The following is a 14,390-nucleotide window of genomic DNA, read 5'->3' on the forward strand; positions in this document are numbered from 1 at the left end:
GGTCGGCGTCACTCGCCGGGGCGGCTGGCCATCCGCCCCGTCGCATGTGGCGAGTGCGGCGCACAGCCTGGCTATGGCAGTTTGCCATCACGGCGACCTTGGTGCAGGACTCGCTCAGGTTGAACGCCATCGTGCGTTGCCTGAACCGTGGATCTCATTCTGCGATCCTCAGCGACGGCAAGCCTTCTTCTCGCGGCTCAGGCCCAGGGCGCCGGAGCAAGATGCACGCGAGTTCGGCTCACCGGCGTCAGCCCGAACTCGGTCAGGAATTTGTGGATGAGCTTCATCGCCGTGTTGGCGACGCCCAGGTAGGGATTGTGGATCACGTTGCCCTGCTTGGTGCGGATCACGACGCCCGTTTCCTGCAGCTTGGCCTCCGCCTCCACCCACCGGCCCCAGGCCTGGCAGTACGCGGCCAGCGCTGCGCGATCGATGCGGGTCAGCAGGCCCAGCTTCCGCAACTCCGGCACGATTCGTTTCCACTCGCGGCGGGCCTCGCCCTTGAGGTGCGCCGGGCAGGTGGGCGCCGCTGGTATTGGCCATGGCTCGCGCCACTGGTACGCCGGCGAGCTCTGCTTCTGCAGCATCCGCAAACTGATCGGCGACGGCTTACGTCCGCGCATGCAACAGCCCTCCAATCCATCCGCTGTGAAAGCGGTATGCGGCCGGGTCGCCGGTGACGAGCATGACCTCAATGTTCTTGCAGCTTCGCAGGTTGGCGCTGGAGATAACGGTTACCGTGCGGCCGTCACTCAGGGCAATCGCCAGTGCCTTGGCGTGATTGCGGACGGAAACGAACCGCTGGGCGCGGGCGGCAAGCTCCGTCGCGGCGTAGTCGTAGATGCTGCCGGACGTGCCCTTGAAATAGTGCGAACAGACCAGCGTCAGCGCCCCGATCCGGCCCTCGTCCAGCAGTTGGCACATGGCGGCAATGTTGTCCTTGCTGAAGCCCAGCGTCGCGACGTACAGCTCGACGATGCGAGCGGGGCCGGCCAGATCAAGCACGCCCTCCACCACATTCCACAGCGCGTACCGCCCGGAAGTGACCAGGTGATAGACCTGGCTGGCCGACGGGATGCGTCCCAGGTGTTCAGCCGCCAGCTTCGCTTTGCGGACGTCATGGAATTCCTGAACCTGGCCATCAACCTCAAGCCTTGCGTCGGCGTCAACGTGCGGGATGATGCCGGAGTCCATCTCCGCTTCCAGTACCAGCACGTCCGGCCCTTCCCCGGGCATCAGTGGCACCGTCGCGGCGTCCAGCAGCGGGGCTTGGTCCGCCCATTGCCGCGTCCCGGGGTGCCGGGTTTCGACCCCCGGTGTCAATTTCGCGGAAAAATGTGCGCGCCTGCGGGCACGGTCCCCTGCCGGCTTGCTGCAGAGATTGTGACCACCCTCCCCCTGCAAGCCGTTCTGGTGGAATTGCGTGGCGTCACTGGGCCTCCGATGGCGGCTGCAGCCACTGGAATTGCAGGCCCGGCCCCCGGCTGTCGGGTACGAGCGTTATGATCTGCTCGTGCCAGGATGCTGGTACGTGGCCCGGCTCGACCTCCAGGGTCCACAGCTCGATCGTTCCCCGTTTGAATCGGCTGATGAGTCGGACGGCGGCGTGGAATTCCAGACGATGGAGCAGCAGTCCGGCGCTGTTGATCGGCACGATGGCGCGAATAGTTGTCGGCTGCCTCATGCTGCGCCTCGCAGTCCGGCCAGGCGAAGCCTGATCGCCAGCATGTCACGATTGGGCGTGACCAGGTCTCGTCTGCCGCTCTCGCTGCCGATCCGCGCCGAGGTGGTCGGGTAGGCGGGGATTGGCGTGAGCGTAACTTCCAGAAGCTGGCCGATGCGGTGAATGGTCCGGATCGTTTCGCCGCCTGCCCGAGTCCAGGTATCTTCGGCGTTGCGGAAGCGGAAGCTCATGCCGTCGATGTCGCCTCGCCGCACGCTCTCCACCGCATCTCTGCCGACGGACGTGTTCGGTGGAATGATCTCCACGCTCAGGCCGCGGCGGTCTTCCCGGATGCTGAGCGTTCCCTTGCTCCGCCGGCCGAGGATAAGCTGTGTGCTGTGGTGCATCAGGGCGAGCACTTCATCGTTGCCGGCCACGATCTGCGCGAACGCGCCGGGCAGAATCTTTTCACGGAATCCGTCCAGGTCTTCCGACAGCGAATTGAAGACTGCGGCATACCCGGTGATGCGCGGCAGGCCGTCGCCAGCACCCGCGCCGTCGGCCACCCGCAGTTCGTGGCCAAACCTGAGTTCGCTCGGCATGTCCGGTGTCTCCTCGATGCGCGTCGCGCCTCACAGCTTCGACCCGGCCATTCGCAGGCGCACAGCGATCCTGTCGCGGTTGGGCTTGCTGCCGGTTGCAAAGGGCCATCGCTTCGGCACGGCGCCTTCGCGGACGATTCGGCGATACTCGCCGTCGGTGCAGGTGCGAAGCCGAAGCATGAACGCATCGTAGCTGGTTCGTTCTTTGTCACTCATTGCCGCAAGGCACTGGCGGCGGTGTTGCTCGCAGGCGGCGTCGAATTCCGCGCACATTGACGCGCTGGGGTTGCCCCATGCGTCGGCGCGTTCGTCGCCGCAGGCAGTGGAGTGCCACCGGAAATCCTTCAGCAGCGGGTCGTAGGTTCTCTTGTTCATGGCTTGCTCGGGTTGAATGGCTTTCGCTCGCATGTCAGCGGACTTCGGTCCAGCTTTCGTTGTCGTCGATCGGGGCGACCTCGACGGCCGGAAGGGCTTCGGCCAGTGCTTTGGTGTCCCTGGCCTGGTTGCCGGTGAGCTTTGGCAGATACCCGTGTTCGCGCGCCTCCTTGATGATCAGGTTGATCGTCGAATAATCGTCGGTTCGATCCCAGAATGCGGGCATGGGGCCGATTGCGCGAATCGGATCGATCACACCAGCGCCGGAATCGATCAGGATTTCGCGGACCTGGCGCTCGGCCTCGCAGGCCGTGGAAAGTTCAACGAGGCAGGCGATGACTCGTCGCACGGCGTCGCGATGAGCAGGGAAGATCTGCTGGCAGAACTGCTTGCTGAGCTGGGTTCGTCGCTCCTCCAGAACCCGCCGCTGCATTTCGATGGCCTTGGCCAGCTTCCGGCGCCTCTGACCCAGCTCCGCGCGCTGCTGCTCGTTCAGGTAAATCAGCTCAGGCCCCGCCGTCGGCGCTGCGGCGGCTTGCTGCTCCTGCTCGGTCAGCCCCTTGACCATTGCCCTGAATGCGTCGGGGTGTTCGCGCGGTGGCTGGTCGCCCAGACGGCCGATCAGGGCTTGCGCTTCGGCAAGCTCGCGGTTCAACTGCTGCAGGTTTTCGTGTGCCTCGCGATATAGCGGGTCGTCCATCACATCCAATCGCGGCAGGGCTGTTTGTGTGGCTGATTTGTTCACGGCAGATCACCTTTCTGCCGGCTGGCGGCCGGCGATGGAAATTGCCTCGCGCGTTGTTCGGCAACGGCTTGAAGGATTCGTCTCTGCGCTTCGCGGCTGAAATACTCGACGCCGTTCAGCCGCAGCGCCGGCGCCACGCCGGCGCGATGTGCGATGTGACGCAGCTCGTGAAAGCTCACGCCGTGCACGGTCACCAGATGTGCCAGTGATGCCAGGTCGCGCGCTCCCATGACGGATCTTACGTTCCGGGCCGGGTCGTGTTTCTGAGGGCAGTCCGAGTTTCGGACTAGTTTGCTGCGCCGGGCGCAGCGCCCGGCGGATACAGCCAGCGGATGGTGTACCGGCAGCCGCAGGTCGTGCATGTTACATATTGGTACAAGGCGTCCGCGCGGCGCTTGGTTCCGCCGGCGGCGTGGCAGTGCCAGTCGCCGCATTGGGGACAGGCCGGAAGCTGGCGGGTCTGGAATCCGGTTCGCCTTGCGGCCGTCACGACCTGGCGCGACTTGGGGCGTTCTGGCTTCATCTGCTTAGACGTCATTTGCGCCTCACCGGGCCGAGAATCAGAACGGGATATCGTCTTCGCTGAAGTGCCGCTCGTCGCCGAGGGGTAGCTCCGCCGGCTTGCGGACGAACCCGTCGGCCACGAACTGCCGGAGCTGCGCCGCGGTGAAAAGCTCGATGGGCAGACCCAGGTACTTTCGCGCCGCGGCCTTGAGGCTTTCGGCCAGCTCCTGCTCGCTGGCGCCCGGGTTGGCCTTGCGCCACGCCGCCCACACTTCCGCCTTGGCGGCGCGGATGTCGCCGTCGCCCGGCGCGGTGGCGCCGCCGGGCGCGCGGGTGCGAATGCGGATGCAGGGGACTCGCTTGCCGGCGAAGTCGGTTTCGCTGGGGGTCAAGATGATCTGCCGGCCGGCCCACTCGTCGGTGTCCGCCCCGTACAGGTCGGCAATGGTGTCGGCGTTGGTGCGGTTGAGCACCAGCCGCTGCTCGATCTCCTGGAAACTGACGACCGGCTTTTCCTCGGTGCGGTCGGTGCCCACGTCCTCGATCGCGACGGACCTGATCGTGAGCACCCGATCGCCGTCCAGGTCCGCGGCCTTAAGAAACTTGCTCGGAAACGCCTGCTTGATGTTCATTGCTTGCTCCTGCCCGTTGTCGGGCGTTTGGGGGTTTGAAAGTTCAGTCACGTCAAGACATTTGAGTCCATAAGTCCGCAACGCGGCCTTCAGCAGCCGCCGCACGCGCTGGACTGCCGGCGGGCCGGGGCCGACGGGGGCGAAGGTCAGGCGGATCCTCATCGGCTGAACCTCGTATCGACCGCCTTCAATGTTCTCGCTGGCTTGCCTTCCCTCAACTCCGGCTGCTGGATGATCTGGAACAGCTCGGCGAAGCGATCTTCGCCGGCCGCCTGACGGATAGAGCCGTGCTTGAAGGCACCCGCTGCCAGGAAATCCCGCGCCGCGGCGGCAACGTCCCCGCCGGCCAGCTCCAGCACGGCGGCCAGCACCGCGCCGCGGTCGCGCGGCTCGACGCGCTTTTCGATGCCGGCGTAGTAGCGAACCGTTCCGATGAGCAGATCCCCGCCCGTTGAAACGCGCTCAAGCAGTTTGGCCTTGATTCGCTCATCGAGGCGCCTGGCGGCGGCCTTGACGAAGGCGACCCGCTCCAGCAACTCGGCCCAGGCGTCGGGCGCCGCGTCGATCGGCAGCGCGTCGATCGCCCGCTCCAAAGCGGCGAGCTTGTCGGCGGGGGCGGTTTCGTTGGCGGCCAGTTCAGTCACGGTAGTCCTCCGGTTTCGGTTGATTCGACTTCGATCCCGAAGCGGTCGCGCAGCCAGCGGCTGCACCGGCCCACGTACTCGGCGAAGGCGGCGGTGCTCAGGCTCGCCGTGCTTTTGGGCGGCAGCGATCCGACAACCTCGCCAGTCTGCGGATCGATGATCGGCGAGGCCAGGAAGCGGTCTTTCAGGAGTTCATGGGCGGCGGCCTTACCGATCATCAGCCGGCGGGCCAGGGGCGCTACGACCGCCGCCCAGCAGAAGCGGTTGGCTTGGGGTGAACGGGTTGGGCCGGGGTGGAGCTTCATGTCGTCGCGGGCGATCATCGGCCCCCCCCTTTCAGATCATTGGCCGGCGGGATCAGCCCGAAGCCGTTGGCGAGGAACCGGCGAAGCTCGGCGGCCCCAAACTCGGCCAGCGGCTTGCCGGCATACTGCCGGGCGGCGGCCTCCAGGCTCAGCGAGAGAAACTCATCATCTGCGTCGGGCACCCCCGCGTTGGCCTGCGCCCAAGCTTCCCGCACCTTGGCCATGGCGATCTCGGCCTCGTCGGCGGCGTTTTCATGGTCCGCAGAGATAGGCTGTATCCGACCGTCAGTACCGTCAGTACCGTCAGCCGCAGCGGTTTTTCCGGGGGTTTTGGGCTGACGGTTGTCGTCGGCCCTACCGTCAGTGACCGTCAGCCTACCGTCAGTGACCGTCAGCCTACCGTCAGTGCCAATCCCCGATTCTGGCTCACCAGGCGGGTTTCCTGACGGTACTGACGGTACTGACGGTTCGCCGCCCGACTTCTCTATGTGCACAATGCGAGTGCCCTTCTCCCCTTGTCGGCTGAAGCTGACCGCCACGCCCACGCCTCGAAGCGCCGGCACAACCCGCCGCAGCCTGCCCGCCAGCGCCCGGGCGCTTCCCGGCCAGCCGCGGGGCGGGCGGTCGGGCGTGATCGCTGCCAGCAGTTCGGCGGCAGTGCCGGTCCAGCTTTCGCGCAAATCCATGAATCGCACGATCGCCTGGCCGATGGGGTCGCCCTCGACAACTTCCTCGGCGACGCGCTCTCGCTGGCCGACAAACAGGTCCAGTGCTCGCCCGCCGGTGAGTTCCGAGCAACTCTGGTCCAAGGCGGCCAGCACACACGCGAAGTCGGCCATGCGCGGCAGGGCGTCAAGCTTCACGCCCGGCAGCGCCGCCAGGGTGCGGGCCAGGGCGCTCAGCAGCGCCCCCAGCAGCCGGGGTCGCATCCATTCGAAGGCCGCGGCGATCTCGGCGTCCTTGCGCCGCTGGTCGTCCGGGATGCGTTCGAGGTCCACGAGCAGCAACCGATCCCCCAGGTCGCCTCGCAGCGCGCCGGGGTCAATCGAGGTGATCGCCACACAACGGCGAAACGACAGGACGGCGAGGTCGGAATCTGTGTACAGCTTCCGTCGCACTAGCCCATCGCCCGTGACCGCCCGGCAAATGGCGTCTGAAAGCCAGGTCGAAATGCCCGAAACGTTGTCGAGCGCGACGATCCAGCTTCCGGCAGCCGCAGTCGCCCACTGCTCCAGGTCGCGGGGTTCAGTCCGCAGAGGCGCGGCGGATGGGTCAATCAAACCGACCAGCAGCCGCGCGGCGGTCGATTTGCCCGTTCCCTGCTCACCGCCCAGCATGAGAACCGGGTGCGGGATCCCCGGCATCAGCGCCGCCACGAGCCAGCCCACCACCAGCGGCCAGCTTTCGTTGGTGACATTGAGCAGCGCCCGCAGCTCGCCCAGCACCGCCGGCTCAGCTTGCTGTGGCTCCGGCAACGCACCGGTCAAGGCCGTGCGGCGGAACAGCACCGGCGAGCTCGGCGCGACTTCCCAGCCGTCCGGGCCGATCACCACTGCCCGCCCGTCCGCGTCGGCGAGGTCCAACACCACGCCGCCGGCGTGCTCGGCCAGCCGCAGCGCCACCGGCTCGCGCGGGGCGTCAGCGGCCATACCTTCGAGTGTCAGCAGCGCGTCGGCCAATGCGGACGAGCTGGGGGCCTTGCCGACCACGTGCCGGTAGAGCCTTGCCAACTCCGCCCGCAAACTCCCGCCGCTGCCACGGAACATCAGCGCGATGTTCGGTCCGTCGCGAGCCACGGCGAAGGCATCGCCGTCGGTGCTCATACCGAGGCTGAATCGCTGGCACGCCAGGTCAACGAGCGCGTCGGCTTGGGTGCGTTTCTGCGGTCTGGCGGTTTTCGCGGCCTGCTTCAGCTCGCCCAGCAGTTCCGCACCGGCAGCGCGCATGGTGTCGGGGTCGGCGGTGTTCAGCCCGCCGGCGATCTTTGCTCGCAGCCAGTCGCGGATGTCCTTGATGCCCAGCGGCGGCAGGGTCCAGGCCACCGGCTCGCCCCACTTCGCGGCAAGCTGCTGGGCAACGGCTTTCGCTCCGTCGCGCCCGGGCCACGCACCACTGGGTTTGCCATCGCGTTCACCCACGACCAGCACCCCTCGCCCGTCGAGAAGGTCGGCCAGGTCCGCCGCACCCGCGCGATTGCTCGGTCGGCCCACCGCGGCCAGCCCGAGCGCGCAACAGGCGGCAACGTCCGACGCGCCCTCGACCACCAGGACGGGGTCAGGCCGCTCGTGCAGATCAGCCGGAACCACCAGCCCGCGCTTCGCGCCCGCGGGCGAACCTTTCCTGCCGTCGCGCGCCCGCAGGCTCAGCCCGACGGTCCGCCCATCACCGGAAACTTCGGCGAATACCCACGCGCTGCCCGGCGGGTTCTCTCGCCACCCCTCCCCGCCGCCGGCGTGCATTGCCCGCAGGTCATCAGCCTCGGCCCAGCCAGGGGCAAGCTTCGCCCACGCTTCCACCGGCACGCCAGTAGCCCCGGCCAGCGCCGCCAGGTGTTCCGGCGTGAGCGCGCCGCGCAGCCGATCAGCCTCGGCAGGCCAATCGCGCTCGGGCACGGCGGGTTTCGGTGCGGGCCGCGCGGCAGCGCGCCCGTTGCCGTTGTGCGCCGCCGGCTCGCGCCAGGTTTGGCCTTGGCGGAAACAGTGCCCCGCTCGTCCGTCGGGCGCAATCGTGCAGCGATCCGGCTTGCCGCAGCGCGGGCAGGGGTGCTCACGGCTCACTTTTGCCCAGCGGCTGGTCACTTGGCACCCCCTTTCGTTCGCGCCTGCGCCCATTCTCGGAGCCCCGCCACTGGAAACCGCGGCGCCGCACCGACGTAGATCACCGGCAGCTCGCCGGCGCGCCGCATCGCGTCAACCGTGCTCGCGCTCAGGCCGAGCAATTTCGCTGCGCCGGCGCGATCGACCAGCAGCGGCTCGGGCTGAGGGGGCGGCAGCGCCTGCCGCGGTGGCGCCTCGCGGATGACCTGCGCGACCGCCTCTCGCAGCAGGTCCGCCAGGGCCGCCGCCAACCGTTCAACGGGAAGGGGGCTATTGGCCATGGCGCGCCCCCTTCCTGCCGCGTCGCCGGCGCGGCCACCGCGACCTGTAGATCACCCGAATACCCAGTCGCTCCAGCTCGCGCTTCGCGCGCTCGGCCTGGGCAAAATTCCCCTTCTGGCGGGACATCTCCATTTCCAGCAGCCACAGCAGCGGGTCGTCCAGCGCGGGCGTTCGAGGTGTGTTGGCGCTCATACCTACCATCCCGGGCGGTGCGGGGTGGTGCGTGGCCAATTGCGTGACCCTCGGTAAAAACGGGCTGGAATGAGGGTGCTGGTGCGTGAAGTGGTGCGTGCGCCACCGGGGGGCGGTTATTCGGCGACCGCCTCGATGCTGCCGGACGACGTCTTATAGCCCTTAGGAACGTTTGGCTGTCCCTTTGCCAGCTCTCTGGCCTTGAGGAACAGCGCACTGCGCGTCAGGGTCGTGTGATGGCAGCCAACGTGCTTGGCTATTTTGCGGCACGACCAGTCCGGATGATCCTTGACGAGCAATACGGCATGGCCCACCGGGTCCATCTCTTTGGCCCGCGCCGCCGGCGATTGGCCGCGGTCGGCCGCGGCGGGCATCGACGACAGCTCGCGAAGCTCGCGGATGCGAGCCTCCAGCCCGCGCCGCAGCTCATCGCATCGGGCGTCTTGCTCAGTTGACGAGCCCAGCCGCGCCGCCGCAAGGCGCCCGCCTACCAGCTCCGCAAGTTCCACAACGGCACACAGCACTCCATGCAGCCAGACGGTCGGCTGCAAGCCAGCAATCGGGATCGGCGGGGCCACCGCCGCGGCCCTCACCGCTTCCTGCGCGGCCTGCACCTCCCGCCATGCCTGCTCGATGTCCGTGGCCAGTTTCGCAACAAGCCGATCCGTGTCGCGGGCGGGGATCATCCTCGCCGCTGCCTTATCAAGCCTCCGCTGCAGCGACAGCATCCAGCCGGCGGAATGGGAAAACTCGTAAAGGGCTTGAGCGAACCGCTGCGTGTCATCGGGCATGTTGCACCTGCTTTCTCCGGGTCGATCCGGGCGGGGCAGTGCCGCAGGTGCCCGGCGCCGCCGCCGCCCGAACCGCTTGACGGGTGTACGGCCCGTCCTCCCGGTCCTGCTATTCTACCCCCTCGATGATTGCCAGTATCCGCCGCCGCTGCCCCGCCGACAGGCTGGGCCAGACGGCCACGACGCGCGCCAAATCGGCCTGAGCGCCGGTCGCGCCGCTTTTCGCGCCGCCCTGGTCTGTCACGGGGCGGTTTTCTGTGGAAAAGCGCGAAAAGTTCGATTCCTGTTGGGAACGCTTTGCCTTTTGAAAAGTGCGGGATGGTCGTTTCGGCGGCGGAGATGGCGTGCCTCATCGGGCGGTGCGGGTCGGCGCGGCAGGCCGCTGCGCCGCAATCCGCGCCGCTTTCCCGTCGCTTTCTTGTCGCCCGGCTTCTTCAGCCGCTTCATCCCGGTGGCGTTCATAGCGCCCGTGGCGGGGTCGTTGCCACGATCGGTACGTCCCTGAGCATGGTCCGGCTCAGCCGTGAAAACGGCTGCCGATTCGTATAAACTGCATCCTCGTGAGCAGCCCACGAATCGGCATCCTGGTCGTCGCGTACAACGCGGAATCGACTCTGCGCAGCGTGCTGAAGCGAATCCCCGCACCGATCATGAACAAGATCGAGGAGATCTTCGTCTTCGACGACGCAAGCTCCGACCGCACCACCGACGTCGGAAGGCAGCTTCAGCAGGAGGCCTTCCACGATGGAAAGCTCTCGATCTACCGGAATGAAGTGAACCTGATGTACGGCGGGAACCAGCGCCGCGGATATCAGTACGCCATGAGCCGGGGGCTGGACATTGTGGTGCTGCTGCATGGCGACGGGCAGTACGCCCCGGAGGTCATGCAGGATCTGCTCACACCGCTGGAGACCGGGCAGGCCGAGATGGTCATGGGTTCGCGGATGATGATCCCGGGCGCGGCGCGCAAGGGAAACATGCCCCTGTACAAGTACGTGGGAAACAAGATCCTGACGTGGATCGAGAATCGTCTGGCCGGCACGCGGCTCAGCGAGTTTCACTCCGGCTACCGCGCGTACTCGGTGCACGCACTGCGGAACATCCCGCTGGATTCGATGACGAACAACTGGCATTTCGATACGCAGATCATCCTGGAGTTCCTCAAACGCGGCTACCGCATCGTCGAAGTGCCGATCCCAACGTACTACGGCGACGAGATCTGCCGCGTGAATGGAATCCCCTATGCCATGCACTGTGTGTGGGAAGCGCTGAAATACGCGGCCGGGCGCCGCTGGAGGCACATGCCCAAACACGATGTCGAAGCAGCCCGGCCTTTGGCAAGCCGTTCTGAACCTCCGGGCCTCAGGCCCGAACCTTGACATGCCGCTGACTTGCTGCGGACTCCGACCCACCAGCTCACGATGCCCGATCATCATTACAGCCTCAAGGACGATCCGTTCAGCAGTCACGGGCAGATCGCACGAATCGTCCGTCAACTCGATCGCGGACCGGTGCTCGATGTCGGCTCGGCCCAGGGCATTTTCGGTCGGCTGCTGCGGGATGCGGGTCTGACGATGGACGCGGTCGAGCCGAATCCGACCTGGGCCGAAGAGGCGCGAGCCTTCTACCGCGCGGTCTACACCGGCACGATCGAAGCGGTCTGTGAATCGCTGCCACGGCAGCACTACGCGACGATCATCTGCGGCGACGTGCTGGAGCACACGGTCGATCCGGTGCTGGTACTGCGCAGGCTCCGCGAGCTCGCCACGCCCGATGCCACGTTCGTGATCTCTCTGCCCAACGTGGCGCACCTGTCGGTTCGGATGATGCTGCTGTTCGGGCTGTTTCCCAGGATGCAGCGTGGGATCCTTGATCGCACGCACCTTCACTTTTTCACGCGCCGCACGGCGATCCAGATGCTTCAGCAGGCCGGGCTGCGAGCCGAGCGCGTGCTGGCCACGCCAGTGCCGCTGACGCAGCTCGCCGGCGACAGTGCGCGTCGGCGGAGAATCCTCCAGACGCTCTCGTCGTTGCAGCGGCCGCTGGTTGCGCTTCTGCCCAGGCTGTTCGCGTTTCAATGGATTTTCGTGGCGCGCGCCGACCCAGCCAGCTCGCCGACCCGACTGCACAAGCCATGATCCAGCGTCATGATTCACATGCTCAGGATCCGGATCACAGTGTCGAGCCCAGGCTCCGCGCCACCTTACTGATTCTCGTCGTGGGTCTGCTTGGACGGGCGATTCAGATCAGCAATGGAGTCCTTTTCCCGGAACGTGCGACGACTCCCGCGTGGTGGCTGGCGGCGGCGTTTGGTGTCATGTTGATCGCTGCGTTCGTCCCCATCCCTCGAACGTGCACGGCGAACGTTGCCGACAACGTTTTTACCGCCTCGGCGGCGTTGGTGGTTCTGGGGAGCTGTGCACAGCTTCTGGAGGATGCGCCCGGCGTGTTCCTGCGAATCGAAGAAGCTGGCGATTACACGCCCTATCTCATGGGCTGCGCGGTGCTGGCGATGCTTAGCGGAGTCGCGCTGGCGGGCGAGGGATGGCTCCGCCACGCCGCTTTGCTGTTCATGCTGATCGCTTTTGTGCTGTTGGGGGTATGGGTGATCCGCAACTCCCCATCTCCGCGAATCGATGTGTATGTTTTCCAGCATCATAGCGCTGCGGCACTGTCGCGCGGTCAGAATCCCTACACCATCACCTTCCCCGACATCTACGCGCGCAACCCGGAGTTTTATGGTCCCGGTCTTGCCGCAGGTGGCGTCGTTCACTTCGGATATCCCTACCCGCCGCTGCCCTTGCTGATGGTCATGCCGGCGCACTCGATGTTCGCAGACGTGCGCTACGCGCATCTGGCGGCCATCGCACTTGCAGCGGCGCTGATCGCCTGCGGCGCCGGCGGCACCAGCCCTGGTGGCGCCTGCATCGCCCGCCCCCGCATGTTCCGGTCTGCCCCTTTTGTGGGCGCGTGTCTGCTGCTGACCATGCCACGCTCCTTTTTCATCATCGAACAGAGCTGGATCGAGCCGCTGACCGCGCTGCTTCTGACGGCGACGGTGATTTCGTGGGTTCGCTGGCCAGCCATCATGCCGTTTGTCCTGGGGCTGCTGCTGGCGTCCAAGCAGTACGTGCCGGCGGCGGCGGCGTTGGCGTGGCTGCTGGTGCCGGGCAGTCACGATTCCCGGCGTCGCGCCGCGATGGCCTGGCCGATGCAACACCTCGCCTTGCCGGGCCGTGGCACCTCATTGTGGTCTGATCTTCTGCTGTTCGGCATCGTGCTGTTGAAGGCGACGATTGCCGCGGCGGTTGTTACGCTTCCGTTGGCGCTGCGCGACCTGGACGCATTTGCCTCCAGCGTCTTGAGCCTTCAGGTGCGACAACCGTATCGGCCTGACTCGCTCAGTTTTCTGGCCTGGTACGGGCGCGGCGCCGGCATCAACTGGGTCGGGCCGGGCTGGATCGGGTTCGTTGCGATGGCAGTCAGTGTGGGGCTGTCGTTGTGGCGATGCCCCCGCACTCCGGCAGGCTTCGCCTGTGCATTCGCCGTCTGTTATTTCACCTTCTTCGCGTTTGGCAAGCAGGCGTTTGCCAACTACTACTATCTGGTGATCGCCGCCGCCTGCGTATCGATCGGGTTGTCCGGCACGGGGCCTTCGGTCGGGCTCCCTGCCGCTGCCGCAGTTTCGCTCCCCGCTGGCTCGTCGTCAGAGAGTGGCTGACTTGCTGATATCTCAGGCTCTGCGGAGTTGCGCGGCGATAGCCGTTCTGTGACTTCAGCGTTGCGCGTATAATCCGCACTTGTGTCCGACCAGACCCAATCATCACAGCGTCTTGATCTTGCCGTTCGTCCCCGGCGGCTGCGGCTGAATCCGCTTCTGCGGCGGATGCTCCAGCGCGTGGCGCTTCGCCGCAGCGACATCATCGTGCCACTGTTTGTCGCCGAGGGAAGCGGCGTTCGCCGGGAAGTGTCTTCGATGCCCGGCGTGTTCCAGATGTCGATCGATGTCGCCGCCGACTGGCTGGCCCGTCGCGCCGACGAGGGATTCTGCGCCTATCTGGCGTTTGGCGTGATCGACCGCGCCCGCAAAGACGCGATCGGGACTGCGGCGATGGATCCCGACAACGTCGTGTGCCGGTTCCTGCGTGAGATCCGCCGGCGAAAAATCCCGATGGTCGGCATTACTGATCTGTGCTTCTGCGAGTACACCGACCATGGTCACTGCGGCCCGCTCACCGACGACCGCACCACTGTAAGCAACGATGCGACGGTGGCGAATCTCGTGAGGCAGGCGATCAACCACGCGCGCGCCGGGGCCGACGTGATCGCGCCCAGCGGGATGATGGACGGGATGGTCGCGGCGCTTCGCCGGGGGCTCGACGACGCCGGCTTTATCGATGTGTCCATCCTGTCGTACTCGGTCAAGTATGCCAGCGCGTTTTATGGTCCGTTCCGCGAGGCGGCGGACTCCGCGCCGGCGTTCGGGGATCGCCGATCCTATCAGATGGACCCGGCGCGAGGCGTCGAGGAAGCCTTGCTGGAGGCCAGGCTCGACATCGAGCAGGGCGCCGACATGGTGATGGTCAAGCCCGCCGGGCCGTACCTGGACATCATCACGCGCGTGCGGCAACTGGTGAACGTGCCTGTGGTGGCGTATCAGGTGAGCGGCGAATACTCGATGCTCGAAGCGGCCATCCGCAACGGCTGGCTCGACCGCGATCGGGCGATTCTGGAATCCCTCACAAGCATCAGGCGGGCCGGCGCCGACCTGATCATCAGCTACTACGCCGAACAGCTCGTCCGGCTGCTTCCCGCCGGGTGATGCCCGCCGGGCGACTT

The 14,390-nt window shown here is 66.4% G+C and carries 18 protein-coding genes; 4 read left to right on the forward strand and 14 right to left on the reverse strand.

The features are described 5' to 3' along the window. Positions 1–197 precede the first annotated feature (197 nt). The 14 genes from ACQS5P_RS00005 to ACQS5P_RS00070 form a co-directional block, all read right to left on the reverse strand. Positions 198–587, reverse strand: coding sequence for a phage terminase small subunit P27 family (locus ACQS5P_RS00005; RefSeq protein ID WP_428938851.1), 390 nt, complete (start codon positions 585–587; stop codon positions 198–200). 22 nt (positions 588–609) lie between these two features. After that, positions 610–1,236: a hypothetical protein gene (locus tag ACQS5P_RS00010; protein WP_428938852.1), complete on the reverse strand. Its 627-nt coding sequence runs from the start codon at positions 1,234–1,236 to the stop codon at positions 610–612. A 193-nt stretch (positions 1,237–1,429) separates the two neighbouring features. Next, positions 1,430–1,684, reverse strand: a complete 255-nt coding sequence (locus tag ACQS5P_RS00015; RefSeq protein ID WP_428938853.1) for a hypothetical protein — start codon at positions 1,682–1,684, stop codon at positions 1,430–1,432. Next, positions 1,681–2,265, reverse strand: a complete 585-nt coding sequence (locus ACQS5P_RS00020; RefSeq protein ID WP_428938854.1) for an HK97 family phage prohead protease — start codon at positions 2,263–2,265, stop codon at positions 1,681–1,683. Before ACQS5P_RS00020 ends, ACQS5P_RS00015 begins: the two co-directional genes overlap by 4 nt. Before the next feature lie 30 nt (positions 2,266–2,295). Further along, on the reverse strand, positions 2,296–2,673 hold the full coding sequence (locus ACQS5P_RS00025; protein ID WP_428938855.1) for a hypothetical protein: 378 nt from the start codon (positions 2,671–2,673) through the stop codon (positions 2,296–2,298). Position 2,674: 1 nt separating this feature from the next. Then, positions 2,675–3,385 (reverse strand): hypothetical protein, encoded by a 711-nt coding sequence (locus ACQS5P_RS00030; protein WP_428938856.1) that lies wholly within the window; start codon positions 3,383–3,385, stop codon positions 2,675–2,677. After that, positions 3,382–3,615 carry a hypothetical protein gene (locus ACQS5P_RS00035; protein WP_428938857.1) on the reverse strand — a complete coding sequence of 78 codons (234 nt, stop codon included), beginning with the start codon at positions 3,613–3,615 and terminating at the stop codon, positions 3,382–3,384. Before ACQS5P_RS00035 ends, ACQS5P_RS00030 begins: the two co-directional genes overlap by 4 nt. Before the next feature lie 330 nt (positions 3,616–3,945). Then, the gene (locus tag ACQS5P_RS00040; RefSeq protein ID WP_428938858.1) at positions 3,946–4,521 is read right to left on the reverse strand and encodes a hypothetical protein; all 576 of its coding nucleotides are present in this window, start codon (positions 4,519–4,521) and stop codon (positions 3,946–3,948) included. Positions 4,522–4,679: 158 nt separating this feature from the next. Continuing rightward, positions 4,680–5,165, reverse strand: a complete 486-nt coding sequence (locus tag ACQS5P_RS00045; protein WP_428938859.1) for a hypothetical protein — start codon at positions 5,163–5,165, stop codon at positions 4,680–4,682. Next, positions 5,162–5,488, reverse strand: a complete 327-nt coding sequence (locus ACQS5P_RS00050) for a hypothetical protein (protein WP_428938860.1) — start codon at positions 5,486–5,488, stop codon at positions 5,162–5,164. The genes ACQS5P_RS00045 and ACQS5P_RS00050 overlap by 4 nt, the downstream gene beginning before the upstream one ends. After that, positions 5,485–8,082 (reverse strand): hypothetical protein, encoded by a 2,598-nt coding sequence (locus ACQS5P_RS00055; RefSeq protein WP_428938861.1) that lies wholly within the window; start codon positions 8,080–8,082, stop codon positions 5,485–5,487. Before ACQS5P_RS00055 ends, ACQS5P_RS00050 begins: the two co-directional genes overlap by 4 nt. Positions 8,083–8,264: 182 nt before the next feature. After that, a complete protein-coding gene (locus ACQS5P_RS00060; RefSeq protein WP_428938862.1) occupies positions 8,265–8,567 on the reverse strand; it encodes a helix-turn-helix domain-containing protein in 303 nt (100 codons plus the stop codon). Beyond that, complete coding sequence (locus ACQS5P_RS00065; protein ID WP_428938863.1) at positions 8,557–8,760, reverse strand: hypothetical protein; 204 nt, start codon at positions 8,758–8,760, stop codon at positions 8,557–8,559. Before ACQS5P_RS00065 ends, ACQS5P_RS00060 begins: the two co-directional genes overlap by 11 nt. A gap of 116 nt (positions 8,761–8,876) precedes the next feature. After that, positions 8,877–9,551 (reverse strand): hypothetical protein, encoded by a 675-nt coding sequence (locus ACQS5P_RS00070; protein WP_428938864.1) that lies wholly within the window; start codon positions 9,549–9,551, stop codon positions 8,877–8,879. A 560-nt stretch (positions 9,552–10,111) separates the two neighbouring features. On the opposite strand from ACQS5P_RS00070, the gene ACQS5P_RS00075 reads away from it, so the two are divergent. The 4 genes from ACQS5P_RS00075 (at position 10,112) to hemB (ending at position 14,373) form a co-directional block, all read left to right on the forward strand. Continuing rightward, positions 10,112–10,930, forward strand: coding sequence for a glycosyltransferase family 2 protein (locus ACQS5P_RS00075; protein WP_428938865.1), 819 nt, complete (start codon positions 10,112–10,114; stop codon positions 10,928–10,930). Between the two features lie 42 nt (positions 10,931–10,972). Further along, positions 10,973–11,689 (forward strand): class I SAM-dependent methyltransferase, encoded by a 717-nt coding sequence (locus ACQS5P_RS00080; RefSeq protein ID WP_428938866.1) that lies wholly within the window; start codon positions 10,973–10,975, stop codon positions 11,687–11,689. Then, positions 11,686–13,272, forward strand: coding sequence for a hypothetical protein (locus ACQS5P_RS00085; protein WP_428938867.1), 1,587 nt, complete (start codon positions 11,686–11,688; stop codon positions 13,270–13,272). The genes ACQS5P_RS00080 and ACQS5P_RS00085 overlap by 4 nt, the downstream gene beginning before the upstream one ends. 81 nt (positions 13,273–13,353) lie before the next feature. Continuing rightward, complete coding sequence (gene hemB, locus ACQS5P_RS00090) at positions 13,354–14,373, forward strand: porphobilinogen synthase (RefSeq protein ID WP_428938868.1); 1,020 nt, start codon at positions 13,354–13,356, stop codon at positions 14,371–14,373. Positions 14,374–14,390 lie beyond the last annotated feature (17 nt).

The organism is Fontivita pretiosa, assembly GCF_050410795.1.
Lineage (GTDB): Bacteria > Planctomycetota > Phycisphaerae > Tepidisphaerales > Tepidisphaeraceae > Fontivita > Fontivita pretiosa.

What these genes read in the sequence shown, in the direction of transcription:
- ACQS5P_RS00005 (WP_428938851.1), bottom strand. Translation starts at nt 587, where the DNA reads ATGCTGCAGAAGCAGAGCTCGCCGGCGTACCAGTGGCGCGAGCCATGG.
- ACQS5P_RS00010 (WP_428938852.1), bottom strand. Translation starts at nt 1,236, where the DNA reads ATGCCCGGGGAAGGGCCGGACGTGCTGGTACTGGAAGCGGAGATGGAC.
- ACQS5P_RS00015 (WP_428938853.1), bottom strand. Translation starts at nt 1,684, where the DNA reads ATGAGGCAGCCGACAACTATTCGCGCCATCGTGCCGATCAACAGCGCC.
- ACQS5P_RS00020 (WP_428938854.1), bottom strand. Translation starts at nt 2,265, where the DNA reads ATGCCGAGCGAACTCAGGTTTGGCCACGAACTGCGGGTGGCCGACGGC.
- ACQS5P_RS00025 (WP_428938855.1), bottom strand. Translation starts at nt 2,673, where the DNA reads ATGCGAGCGAAAGCCATTCAACCCGAGCAAGCCATGAACAAGAGAACC.
- ACQS5P_RS00035 (WP_428938857.1), bottom strand. Translation starts at nt 3,615, where the DNA reads ATGGGAGCGCGCGACCTGGCATCACTGGCACATCTGGTGACCGTGCAC.
- ACQS5P_RS00040 (WP_428938858.1), bottom strand. Translation starts at nt 4,521, where the DNA reads ATGAACATCAAGCAGGCGTTTCCGAGCAAGTTTCTTAAGGCCGCGGAC.
- ACQS5P_RS00050 (WP_428938860.1), bottom strand. Translation starts at nt 5,488, where the DNA reads ATGATCGCCCGCGACGACATGAAGCTCCACCCCGGCCCAACCCGTTCA.
- ACQS5P_RS00060 (WP_428938862.1), bottom strand. Translation starts at nt 8,567, where the DNA reads ATGGCCAATAGCCCCCTTCCCGTTGAACGGTTGGCGGCGGCCCTGGCG.
- ACQS5P_RS00065 (WP_428938863.1), bottom strand. Translation starts at nt 8,760, where the DNA reads ATGAGCGCCAACACACCTCGAACGCCCGCGCTGGACGACCCGCTGCTG.
- ACQS5P_RS00070 (WP_428938864.1), bottom strand. Translation starts at nt 9,551, where the DNA reads ATGCCCGATGACACGCAGCGGTTCGCTCAAGCCCTTTACGAGTTTTCC.
- ACQS5P_RS00080 (WP_428938866.1), top strand. Translation starts at nt 10,973, where the DNA reads ATGCCCGATCATCATTACAGCCTCAAGGACGATCCGTTCAGCAGTCAC.
- ACQS5P_RS00085 (WP_428938867.1), top strand. Translation starts at nt 11,686, where the DNA reads ATGATCCAGCGTCATGATTCACATGCTCAGGATCCGGATCACAGTGTC.